The sequence below is a fragment of the Sphingomonas segetis genome (assembly GCF_009720245.1).
Classification (GTDB): domain Bacteria; phylum Pseudomonadota; class Alphaproteobacteria; order Sphingomonadales; family Sphingomonadaceae; genus Sphingomicrobium; species Sphingomicrobium segetis.
Genome location: NZ_WJSQ01000062.1, coordinates 1 through 14,984, shown reverse-complemented (window position 1 = coordinate 14,984; position 14,984 = coordinate 1). Strand labels below are relative to the sequence as shown.

The following is a 14,984-nucleotide window of genomic DNA, read 5'->3' as shown; positions in this document are numbered from 1 at the left end:
GACGGCGCGGTCGTCGGCCGCGCGCAGGCGCGCTTCGCGCCGATGGGGGGCGGGCCGCTCGTCGCCGAGCTGATGAACGCGCCGCTGTTCGCGCAACTGCGCTATTCGGGGCCAGCCGATACTTTGTGGCGCCTGACCGGCAGCGAGGTCATCGATATGTCGGGGCCCCTCGCCGTCGGGGCGGACATCGGCGGACGGCTCGCCGATCCTGTGATCCGCGGGTCGCTGCGGACTCAGAAGGCGCGGCTCGAAAGCCAGGTCACGGGCATGGTGATCGACCAGATCGCCGCTGACGCGCGCTTCTCCGGAGCGCAGCTCATCTTCAGCCGGATCTCCGGCCAGACCAGCGGCGGCGGGTCCCTGAGCGGCAGTGGGTCGGTGACCTTCGCGGAGGGCAATGCGCTCCTCGACCTGGCGTTCAACGCGAAACAGGCGCTGCTGCTCAACCGCGACGATGTCGCGGCGAGGGTGACCGGGCCGCTCAAGCTGCACTCCGACGCCAACGGAGGACTGATTTCGGGCGACCTCAAGCTCGACAAGGGTCGCTTTCAACTCGGCCGGGCGAGCGCAGCGGCCGCCGTTCCCCAGCTCGACGTCCATGAAACCGGCCTCGACGTCGAGGACATCATCGAGCCCGAGGCCGTCCACCACTGGAAGCTCGACCTCAAGCTCCATGGGAGCGATCTTGCCGTAAGCGGCCTCGGCATCAGCAGCCGCTGGACGACCAACCTGCAGATCGGCGGCTTCGCCGATTCGCCGCGCTTCACCGGCCGCGCCGACCTGGTGCAGGGCAATTACGATTTCGCGGGGCGCATCTTCCGCCTCGACCGCGGCGTGATCCGCTTCCAGGGGGAGAGCCCGCCCAACCCGTTGCTCGACATCCATGCCGAGGCCGCGGTGCAGGGCATTGACGCCAGCGTGATCGTCCAGGGAACCGGCCTCAAGCCCGAGATCATCTTCGCCAGCTCGCCGCCCCTGCCGCAGGACGAGCTCCTGTCGCGAATTCTGTTCGGTACCTCGATCACTAACCTCTCGGCGCCCGAAGCGCTCCAGCTCGCCTCGGCGGTGGCGGCGATGCAATCGGGCTCCGGCAACCTCGATCCGATCAACGCCCTGCGCAAGGCGGTCGGCCTCGACCGGCTGCGGATAGTCCCCGCCGACGTCGCCACCGGCCAGAAGACCGCGATCGCCGCCGGCAAGTACATCCGCCGCAAATTGTTCGTCGAGGTGGTGACCGACGGCCAGGGCTATTCAGCGACCAACATCGAATATCAGATGACCCGCTGGCTCTCGATCCTGTCGACGCTTTCAACCATCGGCCGCACGAGCGCGAGCGTGCGCGTCAGCAAGGATTATTGATCCTTCGTCATCCCGGCCTTGAGCCGGGCTGACGATCGTGCGGGCGTGGCCCTTGATGTCGGCAAGGGGTGGAAAGCGGACATTAGCATGTGGTCCGCTCACCCCCGCTGGCGTCGCCTTGCGCCCGGTCGTATCGTCCGCCTTCGCAACAAGGGGGAGAGCGACATGCCCAGATCGTTTATCTTTGCGATTGCATCGGCAGCGTTGCTGTCTGGCTCCGGCGCCGCACTGGCTCAGACAAGTCCAACGGCCGCCGCTGCGGCGAAAACGGGCCAGCCCTTCAACATCGGGTTTGTCCTTTACACGAGGGGAAAGGTGCCCGGCACGTTGGATGCGCGATGGAACTACGGCAACGCCTACAGCGGCCATGGGACAGCGAGCGGCGGCCCCGCCTCCGGCGCGTTCGCCGGGCGATATCATGTGCGCTATTTCCTCGAAACGGGCGAATTTTCGGACGAGTATGATCTCGATATCGAAAAGCATGGCGGCGGCGGCTTCTACGATGTGACCTGGATTGCAAATGGCAAGGTCGGGGCGAAGGGCGTTGGGATGGAGATCCCCAATCAAGGCGGACTAGCCGTGGGTTGGCGCAGGGTTGCGGACTAAGCGACGCTGACGTCTGCAATGGACGGCCAGCCCTCCCTGGATGAGGAGTTGCGACATGAGCTTTGCCAAACCGTCGTTCAGTCTTGCCGGACAAGTCGCCATCGTCACTGGAGGCAATCGCGGAATTGGGCGATCGATAGCGCTCGGGCTGGCGAGCGCGGGGGCGTCCGTGGCCATCCTGTCGCGTAATGCGGAGCGCAATCACGCAGTCGTCGCCGAGCTCGAGAAGGCCGGGTCGCGAGCCATGGCCGTTGCCCTCGATGTGACGGAGCGCGACGCGCTTGCTCCGGCCTTTGCCAAAGTGGAGGCCGAGCTCGGGCCGGTCGACATTCTCGTCAACAATGCCGGCAACGCGGACATCAGCGGGGGCGTGCTGAATCAAAGCGAAGCGGGATGGGACAATGCGATCGCCACACATCTCGATTCCACCTTTCTCCTGTCGAAGGTCGCCGCGACTTCGATGGCGAAGCGCAGGCGCGGGAAGATCATCAACCTTGCTAGCATGTATTCGATTTTCGGCGCCGCGGCTCTGCCCTCTTATGGCGCGGTCAAGGGCGCGATCGTCCAGTTGACCAAGGCAATGGCGGTCGAGCTTGCGCCTCACGGAATCCAGGTCAACGCCATCGCGCCCGGGTGGATCGCGACGGAGCTGACCGCAGTCGCGCGCGACGACCCGGACTGGGCGGAATTCAACAGCCTGCTAATGACACGCACCCCGGCAGGACGATGGGGCGAGGCTGACGAATGCGCCGGCGCGGCCGTTTTTCTGGCAAGTCCGGCAGCCAGTTTCGTGACGGGCATCGTTTTGCCGGTCGATGGGGGCTACTCGGTCTTTTGAAACGAGGGATGGCTTCAGCGGAACATGCAATTCAAGTTCGACTTCCAATGACTGCTTTGCGTCGAAAGCTGCCATAAGCGATTTTTGCTGTCCTACACCGCATGTTCGAGCACATAAGCTCGGCGATGAGCCGGCTTCATGTCTACGAGCTGATCTCGAGTGGGTCCTTCGGCCGCATGCGCGCTTGCGTAGCGTCGTCGCCTTTGCTGGGTTTCGCGTCTCGTTACTGCGAACATTCGCGAAGATTCGAGCGCGGACGGGCGCACATGGCACTGTCAACTTTGGCAACTTTCGGACGGTCGTCGAACCGATTGCGCGAGCGCTTATTGCTCCGCTACTCACGGTGGCAAGGGGAGGGCTCGGCGCCATGAAGAACTGGAACGTCCGCAAGGCGGTGGTCGCTCGCGAGGACATGCCCGAGGAGCACCGGCTGCGCCAGTCGCTCGGCTGGCCGCACCTCGTCGCGCTCGGCGTCGGCGCCATCGTCGGCACCGGCATCCTGACGCTGATCGGCGTCGGAGCGGGGAAGGCGGGCCCCGCAGTCATCCTGTCCTTCGCGATTGCCGGCGCGATCTGCGCCTGCGCCGCGCTCGCTTATGCCGAGGTGGCGACGATGATTCCCGCCTCGGGCTCGGCCTACACTTATTCCTATGTCGTGTTCGGCGAGCTGATCGCGTGGATGATCGGCGTCGCGCTGATCCTCGAATATACGCTGGTCGTCAGCGCCGTGGCGGTCGGCTGGTCGGGCTATGCCGCGGGGTTCCTCCAGTCGGTCGGTCTCGGACTGCCGGGCGCCTTGATTCAGGGGCCGGAACTCGGCGGGGTCCTCAATCTGCCCGCGATTTTCATCATCTGGGTGATTGCAGGGCTGTTGATCGCCGGCACGCGCGAGAGCGCAACCGTCAATGCCATCCTCGTCCTTGTGAAGATGGCGGCGCTCGCTCTGTTCATCGCGGTCACCTTGCCCGTCTTCGATCCCGCGCACTTCGAACCGTTCATGCCGTTCGGCTTTCCGCGCAGCGGAGCCTCCGGAAGCGAGGTCGGGGTGATGGCTGCGGCGGCAATCATCTTCTTCGCCTTCTACGGCTTCGACGCCATCGCGACCGCGGCCGAAGAAACCAAGAACCCGGGCCGCGACCTTGCCATCGGAATCGTCGGGTCGATGGTGATCTGCGTGGTCATCTACATGGCAGTGGCCGCGACCGCGATCGGAGCGGTGGTCTACACCGGCTTCGCGGAGAGCGCCGAGCCGCTGGCGCTGATCCTGCGCGAGATTGGCAAACCCTGGGCCGCGCGCGTGCTCGGCGCGGCTGCCGTGATCGCGCTTCCGACGGTCATCCTCGCCTTCTTCTACGGGCAAAGCCGCATCTTTTTCGTGGTGGCGCGCGACGGGCTCCTGCCGAGCAGTCTGGCCCGCGTTTCGGGCCGGGGCACGCCGGTGCGGATCACGATCTTCACTGCCGTTGTCACTTCGGTTTTCGCCGGGCTGATTCCTCTCGCTTCGATCGCGGCGCTCGCAAATGCGGGCACGCTCGCGGCCTTCGTTGCTGTATGCGCGGCGATGCTGGTGCTTCGTCGCCGCGAGCCCGACCGCGAACGCAAGTTCCGAACGCCATTGGCGCCGGTGGTGGGCACCGCGGGCATTCTCGGCTGCATTTACCTGTTCATCAGCCTGCCTGACCGGACGCAGATCTTCTTCCTCACGGCGCAGGTGATCGGCGTCGTTCTCTACGCGATTTACGGCAGCCGTGCGGCGGAGCGGGCACGCGCAGCATGAACCGGCGATCTAGCGCTTGAGGAAGCCCTCGAGGTCCTGGCGAAGCTCGCCGAGCGACACGCGCCCCCAATAGTCGCCCCATGGCGATCCGTTGCTGACCTCGGCTTCGAGATAGGACGGGGGTTGCCAGTCGGCGCCGGCGACTTGCGGCCGTGAGCGGGAGAGCTCGTGCAGGTCGAACGGGGTATCGAATCGCAATCCCGCCTGGTCGCCAAGGACCCACGCCACTTTCGTCGACAGGGACATGCCATTGCCGAACTCCAGCAACGGTTCCGAGCCGCTCGTGAGCATTGCGGGGCAGTCGATCATCGCGCCGGTCTCGGAAATGTTCCTGATGCGCACGGGCGTGCTCTGATAGTCGTGGTGAAGCAGCCCCGACCAGACCAGCGGGTGGCGGCGCTCGCGGCGCGATTCGGGGCCGGAATGCTCGCTCTGGACGTGGTGGTCGGCGTCGAACTCGACATCGGGGAAGCTGCGCCGGATCACCTCGCGAAGGATCGCGGCCTGCTGGTCCGCGCCGCAGTCGATTCGCGTTTCGTGGGCAAACTCGAGGCCGAACCGTCCGTCGCGGAGCCAGCGAACGACGCATTCGACCGAGCCTTCCTCGCCCAGTTCGAGGACGACCTTGTCCCACAACTTGAGCTCGATTTCCCCGCTGACCATGGCGCCACCGCCGGACAGGTTGATCAGCTGGACCTCGTGCCGCTCATCGCCGCGGCTGACCTGCACGACTTCATCGAGAAGCCGGTGGCGGTCTTCGAAGCGGCCGTCGCTCCTGCGCCATTCCTCACGTTCTACGCGCACGGTGTCGAGCGAGTCGCTCCTGGCGCCCTTGGACCGCTTGCTCTGGAGGATTGGCTCCCGCTGCGTGCTGCCGGCACCGAAAATCTTCGCCCTGATGTTCATCCGTCCCCGCCCGTCAAATCGCGAGGCGAAATTATCCAACGGTAATGGTTACGGAATCGTGCAGGTGACCGAAGGGCTGTCCACCCGCCGCTCGTCGGCGAGGAGCGATGCCGATGGAGGGAAAAGGGAAGGTGGGAGGGTTTCCCTCCACCGGCGTCCGGAAAGGATGGATGTTACCGCAAATTTAACCGGAGTCTATGACGAATAATACATGTCGAATTCGACCGGGCTCGGCGTGGTCTCCCAGCGCATCACTTCTTCCCATTTGAGGTCGATGTAGCTGTCGATCTGGTCGTCGCTGAACACGTCGCCGCGGGTCAGGAAGGCGCGGTCGTTGGAGAGGCTGACCAGCGCCTCGCGGAGCGAGCCGCAGACTGTCGGCACGTTGACCAGCTCCTGCGGCGGCAGGTCGTAGAGGTTCTTGTCCATCGGATCGCCGGGATGGATCCGGTTCTGGATTCCGTCGAGACCCGCCATCAGCAGCGCCGAATATGCGAGATAGGGGTTGGCCAGTGCGTCAGGGAAGCGGAACTCGACGCGCTTGGCCTTCTCGCCGGCGCCGTACGGGATTCGGCACGAGGCGGAGCGGTTCCGGCTCGAATAGGCAAGAAGCACCGGCGCCTCGAAGCCGGGCACGAGGCGCTTGTAGCTGTTGGTCGTCGGGTTGGTGAACGCGTTGAGCGCCCGGGCGTGCTTGATCACGCCGCCGATGAAATAGAGCGCGGTTTCGCTCAGGCCTGCATAGCCGTTGCCGGCGAACAAGGGCTTTCCGCCCTTCCAGATCGACATGTGGGTGTGCATGCCCGATCCGTTGTCCCTGGCGATCGGCTTGGGCATGAAGGTCGCCGTCTTGCCGTAGGCGTGCGCCACCATGTGCACGACATATTTGTAGATCTGCATCCGGTCGGCGGTCTCGACCAGCCCGCCGTAGGTCAGGCCGAGCTCGTGCTGCGAAGCGGCGACCTCGTGATGGTGCTTGTCCATCGGCAACCCCATCTCCAGCGTCGTCGCGACCATCTCGCCGCGGATGTCCATCGCGCTGTCGACCGGGGCCACCGGGAAATATCCGCCCTTGGCGCGCGGCCGGTGGGCGAGGTTGCCGCCCTCATATTCGCGCATCGTGTTGGTCGGCAGCTCGATGTCGTCGATTCGGAAGCAGGAGGCGTTGTACGTGTCCTCGAACCGGACATCGTCGAACATGAAGAATTCCGCTTCGGGGCCGACGAAAACGGTATCGCCGACGCCGGTCTGCTTGAGATAGGCTTCGGCACGGGTCGCGGTCGAGCGCGGATCGCGGCCGTAGAGCTCGCCGGTCGAAGGCTCGACAATGTTGCAGAAGAGGACGAGCATCGGGGTCGCGCTGAACGGGTCGACATAGGCGGCGTCGAGGTCGGGCTTGAGGATCATGTCCGACTCGTTGATCGCCTTCCACCCGGCGATCGAGCTCCCGTCGAACATGAAGCCGTCGGTCAGCATGTCCTCGTCGATGACCGCCGAGGCCATGGTGAGGTGCTGCCACTTGCCCTTGGGGTCGGTGAAGCGGAGGTCGACCCAGTCGATCTCATCGTCCTTGATCCGCGACAGGATCGTGCCCGCGTCGTTTGCCATGTTCGATCTCTCTTTCGTCATCCCCGCGACAGCGGCGACCCAGCCAAAAACCCGAGCTCGCACCGAACGCCCCTCTGGGTTCCCGCTTTCGCGGGAATGACGTTGCGACGATTCGAGCTGGGAGTTCAGTTTCCCGATCCGTATCGCCGAGTCATGGGGTCGGCGAATATTTCACGGCTGGCCGGCGCGGTTGTGCGTTGCCGCCGATCCGCTAGCATCGGCGCTCCACGAGGGCGGGAGGCGACCCGATGGTCATTGCGCTGCTGGTCCCGATCTTCCTTGCCGCCATCGTCTTCGGCGCAGTCCTGCTCCGCGCCGCGATCGAGCAGCGCGCGGTTCCCCGGCTCGAAGCAGTCCTGCTCGGCGCTGTTGTCAGCTTCTTCGACACGCTCGGCATCGGCTCGTTCGCGCCGACCACCGCGTGGATGAAGTTTCGCAAGCTGGTGCCCGATCGGCTGATCCCGCCGACGATGCTGGTCGGTCTCACTCCGCCGGTATTTGCCGAAAGCATCATCTTCCTGATCCTCCTTGGGGTCGGCGTCGACCCCGTCCTGGTGGTCGGCTGTGCCCTCGCGGTGCTTCTGGGCGGGCTGGTCGGCGCACCGCTCGTCGCCCGGGCGCGTGTCTGGCTCGTCCAGCTGATCGTCGGCGTCGCCCTGCTGCTCGCCGCGCTCGCCTACACGATGGCCAATCTCCAGCTGTTCCCCGCGGGCGGGACTGCGGCAAGTCTGCCGGCCGGGCTGACGATCGCCGCGATCGCGGCCAATTTCATTTTCGGCGTGCTGCTCAACTTCGGCGTCGGCAATTATGCGCCCACGCTGGTGACACTGAGCCTGATGGGGATGAACCCGAAGCTCATCTTTCCGATCATGGCAGCGGGCGCGGCGGCGATGGGGAGCGGCGCCTGCATCCGTCACATCCAGATGGGCCAGATGGACCTCAGGGTCGTGGTCGGGCTCGGCATAGGCGGAATTCCCGCTGTCCTGGTCGCCGCGCTAATCGTCAAGAGCATGCCGATCGAGTTGCTGCGCTGGCTGGTGATCGTCGTCGTGCTCTACGCGGCCGCGTTAATGTTGCGCGCTGCCTTGGCAGGCCGTCGAGCCGAGGCGCTGACGCCGGAACAGGTCGCCGCTGCCGGCTAACCGCCCGGCGATGGTTGCACCTGATTGCCCGGCATGCGAGTTTCGATCTGATGCAGTCCATCCTGATTACGGTCGCCCTCGTCGTCGCTGTGGCGCTCATCCATTTCAGCTATGTCGACTTCCGCTTCCGCTACCGCGACGGAATCCTGTGGTTCTGGCTGCTCAATCCCGCGCCGCCGCTGATGTGGCTGGCCCGCGGAACGGTGGTCGCTGCGATGCTCGTGGCACTGTCGGCGCCGTTCGTGGGGACCAGCGAGACCTTCGCTTATGTGCTTGGCGCGATCATGGGGTTGCACATCCTCAGTCTGATCCTGCTCGAGGTGCTGGAGCCACACTGAGGAAAACGGTGATTGAGAGATCGTCTGGCGCGTTAATATCTCGCGCTCATTTGAACTTTGGATAGCTTGAGGACGCTTTCGGGCTGGCGGATACCATGTTGTGGGACGCAAATCGCGCCTCATTGCTCGGGGGTGGGAAAATGCGGCTGCTATGTCGACTGGGTCGGCACTCGCCGGCGCGCACCAGTGCATTGATCGACTTGAATGACTTTTGTCAGGAGACCCGCTGCAAGGGTTGCGGAGCGCCGATGCAGCGCGAACCCGGAGACCGCTGGCGCTTGCCGGACGCGGCTTGAGCCCAGCCCGTCCGAAACGCCGTGAAGGCGGCATAAGATAAGCGCGTTTCTCGCGCGCGCACCGTCGCCGCGGCAGCGCGAAAGAGGATTTCAGCCCCTTCACAGACCCCGAACCCCTCGCTATCAGGCCGCCCATTCGGTCCGGCTCCGGCGCGGAACGAGCCTTGCTCACGTGCCTCCCGGCACGTGAAGTCAATCGCGTCACAAAAGGGGAATGATGGCCACCAAGGCAGGGTCCGCTGAGGTTTCGCAGACCGCAGGTCCGATCGACGGCGAAGAAGGAGTCCGCCGCCGCGACTTCCTGAATGTCGCAGCGGTCAGCTTCGCGGGTGTCGGCGGCGTCGTCGCGCTCGCACCGCTGTTCGTCCAGATGTCGCCGTCGGCCGACGTGCTCGCGCTGGCGACGACCGAAGTCGACATCTCGAAGGTCCAGTCGGGCCAGGGCATCAAGGTCAGCTGGCGCAAGCAGCCGGTGTTCGTCCGCAATCTGACGCCCAAGGAAATCGCGGAAGCGAACGCGGTCCCAATGTCCGCGCTGCGCGATCCGGAAACGCTCGCGCAGCGGACCAAGCCGGGCAAGCAGAATTGGCTTATCACGCTTGGCGTCTGCACCCACCTCGGATGTGTGCCGCTGGGGATCGGCGAGGGCGAGAACAAGGGGCCGTTCGGCGGCTATTTCTGCCCGTGCCACGGCTCGGAGTACGACACCGCCGCGCGCATCCGGCAGGGGCCGGCGCCGAAGAACCTGTTCGTTCCGGACTATGAATTTACATCGCCGACCACGGTCATGATCGGCGCAAAGGGGAAGTGAACGAATGAGCTTTTCCTGGGCCAAGCCCTACGAACCCAAGCATCCCCTGATGCGCTGGATCGACGAGCGGCTGCCGCTGCCGCGCGTCGTCTATGGAGCGATCGGCGGCGGCTACCCGGTGCCGCGCAACCTCAATTATTGGTGGAATTTCGGGGTTCTCGCGGGGATTTTCCTGACCATCCAGATCGTCACCGGAATCGTCCTCGCGATGCATTACACCGCCTCGGTCGACGGTGCGTTCAATTCGGTCAATCAGCTGATCATGCGCGACGTCAATGCCGGCTGGCTGCTCCGCTACGCCCACATGAATGGGGCGAGCTTCTTCTTCATCGTCACCTATATCCACATCTTCCGCGGGCTCTTTTACGGATCGTACAAGGCGCCGCGCGAGCTGGTGTGGATGCTCGGCCTCGTCATCTACCTGCTGATGATGGCGACGGCTTTCATGGGCTACGTCCTGCCCTGGGGGCAGATGAGCTATTGGGGCGCGCAGGTCATCACCGGGTTCTTCTCCGCATTCCCGGTCATCGGCGAGCCGTTGCGGGTGTGGCTGCTCGGCGGCTATGCGCCCGACCAGGCGGCACTCGGGCGCTTCTTCTCGCTCCACTACCTGCTGCCGTTCGTGATCGCGGCCGTCGTCATCCTGCACATCTGGGCGCTGCACATCCCCGGATCGGGCAATCCGACCGGCGTGGACGTGAAGGACGAGCGCGACACTTTGCCGTTCCATCCCTTCTACACCGCGAAGGACGGCTGGTTCGCCGGCGGCGTGCTGCTGCTTTATGCGATCGTCACCTATTTCGCGCCTGACTATCTCGGGCACCCTGACAATTACATTCCGGCGAACGCGCTTGCGACGCCGGCCGAGATCGTGCCCGAATGGTATTTCTGGCCGTTCTACGCGATCCTTCGCTCTTTCACCGTCGACTTCATTCTCCCGGCAAAACTGTGGGGCGTGCTGGCGATGTTCTTCTCGATCCTGCTGCTGTTCTTCCTGCCGTGGATCGACAAGTCGCCGGTTCGCTCGGGCTCCTACCGCCCGGTGTTCAAGCGCTTCTTCTGGCTGCTGGTGATCGACGTGATCATCCTCGGCTGGGCCGGCGGCGGCGCGCCGACGCCGATGCGCAACGTGATCAGCCAGCTTGCCGCGGCTTATTACTTCCTCCACTTCCTCGTGGTCCTGCCGCTCGTCTCGGCCTTCGAAACGCCGCTTCCGCTGCCGCGCTCGATCACCGATTCCGTGCTTCACGGCGAGGAAGCGGAAGCGGCGCCGATCGGGAGCAAGCCGCGCCGCGGCAGCACTGCCACCGCGACAGCCGAGTAAGGGGACAGGGAAAGCATGCGTTTCATTCTCGGCTTCATCGGCGCGGTCTTTGCCATCGTGCTGCTGATCTCGATGATCAGCGGAATCTCCGAATGGGTGACCAACCCGCCGTCGCCCCTCGCCGCGGAAGAATTCCACAAGCATCCGGAGCCGCTGCACCTTGCGAGCGACGGTCCTTTCGGCAAGTTCGACAAGGCGCAGCTGCAGCGCGGCTTCCAGGTTTATTCCGAGGTCTGCTCGGCCTGCCATAGCCTCAGCCTCGTGTCGTTCCGCGACCTCGCCGGCCTCGGATACAGCGAGGCGGAGATCAAGAAGATCGCGTCCGACTGGAAGACGCAGGTCCCCTCGATCAACCCCGACACGGGCGAGGCGGCTACGCGCAAGGCGCTTCCGTCAGACACCTTCCCGGCGCCGTTCCCGAACGAGGTCGCCGCACGCGCGGCGAATAACAATGCGCTTCCGCCCGATTTGTCGCTCATCACCAAGGCGCGTGAGGGCGGTGCGGCCTATGTCCATTCGCTGCTCACCGGCTACCAGAACCAGCCGGCGGAGCTTTTGAAGAAGTTCCCCGACGCAAAGACGCCGCAAGGGCTGCACTACAACCCCTATTTCGCGAACCTCAACATCGCCATGCCGCCGCCGCTGACCGCCAACGGGCAGGTGACCTATGCAGATGGCACGCCGGCGACGGTTGACCAGATGTCGAAGGACGTCTCGGCATTCCTGGTGTGGACCGCCGAGCCGAACCTCACGACGCGTCGCGCGGCGGGCCTTGCTGTCGTGATCTTCCTGCTGATCGGCACGATTCTCGGCTATCTCGCTTACCACCAGCTGTGGGACGAGGCGAAGCGGACCGTGCGTCCGACCGGCCCGCTAGATCCGGAGAACCAGGCGAAGTCACGCCGCGCCAAGGCGAAGGCGGGGGTCGCAGGCTAGCCTCCAGCCCAACGATTGAGATTTCGCCGCCGGCGTGCTGAGTAGCGCGCCGGCGGTTCTCGTTCCGGTCCGCCGCGATGGGGGAAGACGTGACCAGATTCAATTCGCTTTTGCTGACGTCGGCCGCATTGCTGCTGGCGAGCGCGGCGTCGGCAGCGACGCCCGACAGCGCGCGCATCGTCGACGAAGGGATGAACCGCAGCCAGGTGATGCTCACCGCGCACGAGCTGATGGACGGCATCGGGCCGCGCCTCACCATATCGACAAACATGCGCAAGGCCGAGGATTGGGCGATCGCCAAGCTGACGAGCTACGGGCTCACCAACGTCCACCGCGAAGGCTTCGATTTCGGCCGCGGCTGGGACCTCGTGAGCTCCAGCGTCCGCCTTGCCTCACCGCGTCCGATCCAGCTGACCGCGATCCCGGTTGCGTGGACTCCGCCGACCAACGGCACGCTGCGCGCCCCCGTCGTCGTCGCGCCGATGGACCGGCCCGAGCATTTCGCCGCCTACCGCGGCAAGCTTTCGGGCAAGATCGTGCTCGTCAGTCTGCCGGGCGAAGGCAGCGAGCCCGCCACCGCGCCGTTCCGCCGACTGACCTCGGAAGAAATCGCAAGGGACGACAAGTTCCAGGTGCCGCACTTCGATCCGGAGGAGGAGAACGGGTTCCTCAAGCGGATCGATTTCTATCGCCAACTCGACAAGTTCCTCGCCCAGGAAGGTGCGCTCGCCATCGCCAGGAAGGCGCGCCGGGATGGCAAGCTGGTGTTCGGCGAAGGCTACCAGCATTCGATCGCCGACGCTCCCAAGCTCCCGGCGGTCGAGCTTGCCGCAGAAGACTATCGCCGAATTACTCGGATGGCGAAGATGGGCGAGAACCCGGTGCTCGAGATCAACAGCGACGTCCGCTACCTCGACGGCGACGGCAAGGCCTACAACATCATCGCCGACCTGCCCGGGACCGATCCGAAGGCCGGCTATGTCATGGCGGGAGCACACTTCGATAGCTGGGTCGCCGGCGACGGCGCCTCGGACAACGGCGCCGGAAGCGTGGTCGTGATGGAGGCGGCGCGGATCCTCCGCCAGCTCGGCGTCCGGCCCAAGCGCACTATCCGCTTCGCGCTTTGGTCGGGCGAGGAGCAAGGCCTCTACGGGTCGGCGAATTACGTGCAGCAGCATCTCGCGAGCCGCCCCGCAACCTATGGCCCCGGGCACAACCTCTTGTGGGACGAGACGATCCGAAGCTACCCGGTGACGCCGCTCGCGGGCTACGGGGCGCTGAAGGCCTATTTCAACATCGACAACGGCTCCGGGAAGGTGCGCGGCATTTATGCCGAGGGCAACGCCGCGGCCGTGCCGATGCTACGCGAATGGCTGTCGCCCTTCGCCGCAATGGGCGCCACCGAAGTCGTCGCTGGGCCGACCACCGGGACCGACCACGAGACGTTCCAGGCGGTCGCGATCCCCGGCTTCCAATTCATCCAGGACCCGCTCGACTACGAGAGCCGCGTCCACCATTCGAGCATCGACACGCTCGACCATATGAAGGCAGACGACCTCAGGCAGGCATCCGTGGTTCTGGCGGGGCTGCTGCTCGAGGCGGCGAACAGCGACAAGGAGCTGCCGCGGCCACCGCTCCCGACGCAACCGTTGCCGAGCGATCCGTTCCACTACGACTATCCCGAGCCGAAGTAGGCGCGCTCAGGAACGCGGCCTCTCCGGAATCGTTTCCGCTCCGTCCCCGAACTCGATCGGGAAGGAGTAACCATGCGTATTCCCTACATTTCTCTGCTCGGCGCAGGCGCGCTGGCGCTCGGCGGCTGTGCCTACGGCGGTCTCGGCTACGGTCCTTACGGCGGACTCTCGGTCGGCGTCGGGTCGAGCTACGGCTACGGCTCATACGGCGGCTATGGCTATGGCCCGTACGGCGGCTACGGCACCTATCCCGGCTATTATGGCGGCTTCGGGTCTTATTACGGCAGCGGCTACGGCAGCCCGTACTTCGGCTGGTACGACAATTATTACTATCCGGGTTCCGGCTACTATGTGTACGACTCGTACCGGCGGCCGCACGTCATGACGACGCGGCAGCGGACCTACTGGTCGTCGCGTTCTCCGGCGCTTCGGACGTCCAGCACGACGCGAACGACGGTTCGGCCCAATTGGACCGGCTTCGAGCGGCGCACGGCCAACGCTACCCAGCGCCAGCAGGCCCGCGAGCAGCGTCAGACCACGCGCGAGGACCGGCGGCAGAAACGGCGCGACAAGAAGGACGATTGAGGGCCGCTAGGCTCCCTCGGGGCCGTGCCTTCGCCGGATCAGGACGATCGAGATAAAGCGCATCACCGGCACCTCGTCCTGATTGATGACGATCGTCTGCGTCCGGAACGAGCCGATCTCGGGCCGGCTGCGCGACGGCGTCTTCTCGAGGATTTTACCCCGCACGTGAAGCGTGTCGCCGGGATAGACCGGCTTCGTCCAGCGCAGCTCGTCGATCCCCGGTGAGCCGAGGCCCGCTTGCTCGTCCTCCACGACATGGCGCGCGATCACCGCCATGGTCATTGCGGCGGTGTGCCAGCCGCTCGCCGCGAGCCGGCCAAAATGCGTCTTCGCGGCCGCCTCGTCGGACAGGTGGAACGGCTGCGGGTCGTACTTGCGCGCGAATTCGATCACTTCATCGCGGGTGACCTCGTAGGAGCCGAAATAGGTCTCGGCGCCGACTTCCAAATCCTCGAAATAGATCATGGTCAGGCGCATAGCCGCGCAGTTCGCTTGGCGCGAGTAGGAGAGGCGGCTAGGCTTCGATCGTGGCGACGCAAGCTCCGCTTCCGGCTCGATATCACCCGCGGCTGATCGAGGCAGCGATCGCGCTCAACGAGAACCGGCTCGACGTCGCCGAGCGCCTGTTGAAGCCGCACCTCAAGGAAGATCCCTTCGATGCCGCTGCGGTGCGGATGCTGGCCGAGCTCGCGGCGCGGGTCGGGCGCCTGCGCGATGCCGAGAACCTGCTCCGCCGCGCCGTCGAGCTCGCGCCCGGCTGGGCG

At 65.0% G+C, this 14,984-nt stretch carries 15 protein-coding genes; 12 read left to right on the top strand and 3 right to left on the bottom strand.

The genetic code is table 11. The features are described from left to right. From GH737_RS07875 to GH737_RS07860, 4 genes are all read left to right on the top strand, one after another. A partial coding sequence (locus GH737_RS07875; RefSeq protein WP_196233054.1) for a translocation/assembly module TamB domain-containing protein occupies positions 1 to 1,359 on the top strand: 1,359 nt, incomplete at its 5' end. A 45-nt stretch (positions 1,360 to 1,404) separates the two neighbouring features. Next, positions 1,405 to 1,965, top strand: coding sequence for a DUF2059 domain-containing protein (locus tag GH737_RS07870; protein WP_155264290.1), 561 nt, complete (start codon positions 1,405 to 1,407; stop codon positions 1,963 to 1,965). 55 nt (positions 1,966 to 2,020) lie between these two features. Further along, on the top strand, positions 2,021 to 2,803 hold the full coding sequence (locus GH737_RS07865; RefSeq protein ID WP_155264289.1) for an SDR family NAD(P)-dependent oxidoreductase: 783 nt from the start codon (positions 2,021 to 2,023) through the stop codon (positions 2,801 to 2,803). Positions 2,804 to 3,170: 367 nt separating this feature from the next. Continuing rightward, complete coding sequence (locus GH737_RS07860; RefSeq protein WP_155264288.1) at positions 3,171 to 4,580, top strand: amino acid permease; 1,410 nt, start codon at positions 3,171 to 3,173, stop codon at positions 4,578 to 4,580. A 9-nt stretch (positions 4,581 to 4,589) separates the two neighbouring features. On the opposite strand, the gene GH737_RS07855 is transcribed toward GH737_RS07860, so the two are convergent. Further along, positions 4,590 to 5,486 carry a PilZ domain-containing protein gene (locus GH737_RS07855; protein WP_155264287.1) on the bottom strand — a complete coding sequence of 299 codons (897 nt, stop codon included), beginning with the start codon at positions 5,484 to 5,486 and terminating at the stop codon, positions 4,590 to 4,592. Positions 5,487 to 5,681: 195 nt separating this feature from the next. Next, a complete protein-coding gene (glnA, locus tag GH737_RS07850) occupies positions 5,682 to 7,094 on the bottom strand; it encodes a type I glutamate--ammonia ligase (protein ID WP_155264286.1) in 1,413 nt (470 codons plus the stop codon). A gap of 248 nt (positions 7,095 to 7,342) precedes the next feature. Here glnA and GH737_RS07845 point away from each other — a divergent pair, with 248 nt between their 5' ends. From GH737_RS07845 to GH737_RS16080, 7 genes are all read left to right on the top strand, one after another. Beyond that, complete coding sequence (locus tag GH737_RS07845; RefSeq protein ID WP_155264285.1) at positions 7,343 to 8,236, top strand: TSUP family transporter; 894 nt, start codon at positions 7,343 to 7,345, stop codon at positions 8,234 to 8,236. Positions 8,237 to 8,286: 50 nt separating this feature from the next. Then, complete coding sequence (locus GH737_RS07840) at positions 8,287 to 8,574, top strand: hypothetical protein (protein ID WP_155264284.1); 288 nt, start codon at positions 8,287 to 8,289, stop codon at positions 8,572 to 8,574. A gap of 513 nt (positions 8,575 to 9,087) precedes the next feature. Continuing rightward, complete coding sequence (gene petA, locus GH737_RS07835) at positions 9,088 to 9,681, top strand: ubiquinol-cytochrome c reductase iron-sulfur subunit (protein WP_155264283.1); 594 nt, start codon at positions 9,088 to 9,090, stop codon at positions 9,679 to 9,681. Positions 9,682 to 9,685: 4 nt separating this feature from the next. Beyond that, entirely contained in the window at positions 9,686 to 11,005 is a 1,320-nt protein-coding gene (locus GH737_RS07830) for a cytochrome b (protein WP_155264282.1), read from the top strand. Between the two features lie 15 nt (positions 11,006 to 11,020). Further along, entirely contained in the window at positions 11,021 to 11,941 is a 921-nt protein-coding gene (locus GH737_RS07825) for a cytochrome c1 (protein WP_155264281.1), read from the top strand. Positions 11,942 to 12,030: 89 nt separating this feature from the next. Beyond that, positions 12,031 to 13,635: a M20/M25/M40 family metallo-hydrolase gene (locus GH737_RS07820; protein WP_420853432.1), complete on the top strand. Its 1,605-nt coding sequence runs from the start codon at positions 12,031 to 12,033 to the stop codon at positions 13,633 to 13,635. Between the two features lie 72 nt (positions 13,636 to 13,707). Further along, positions 13,708 to 14,220 carry a hypothetical protein gene (locus tag GH737_RS16080; RefSeq protein ID WP_420853431.1) on the top strand — a complete coding sequence of 171 codons (513 nt, stop codon included), beginning with the start codon at positions 13,708 to 13,710 and terminating at the stop codon, positions 14,218 to 14,220. Positions 14,221 to 14,226: 6 nt separating this feature from the next. Here GH737_RS16080 and GH737_RS07810 read toward each other — a convergent pair whose 3' ends face one another. Further along, positions 14,227 to 14,685, bottom strand: a complete 459-nt coding sequence (locus GH737_RS07810) for a MaoC family dehydratase (RefSeq protein WP_155264279.1) — start codon at positions 14,683 to 14,685, stop codon at positions 14,227 to 14,229. 62 nt (positions 14,686 to 14,747) lie between these two features. Between GH737_RS07810 and GH737_RS07805 the strand changes: the two genes are divergently transcribed. After that, positions 14,748 to 14,984, top strand: a 237-nt coding sequence (locus GH737_RS07805; RefSeq protein WP_230558695.1) for a tetratricopeptide repeat protein, incomplete at its 3' end; no start/stop codon positions are given.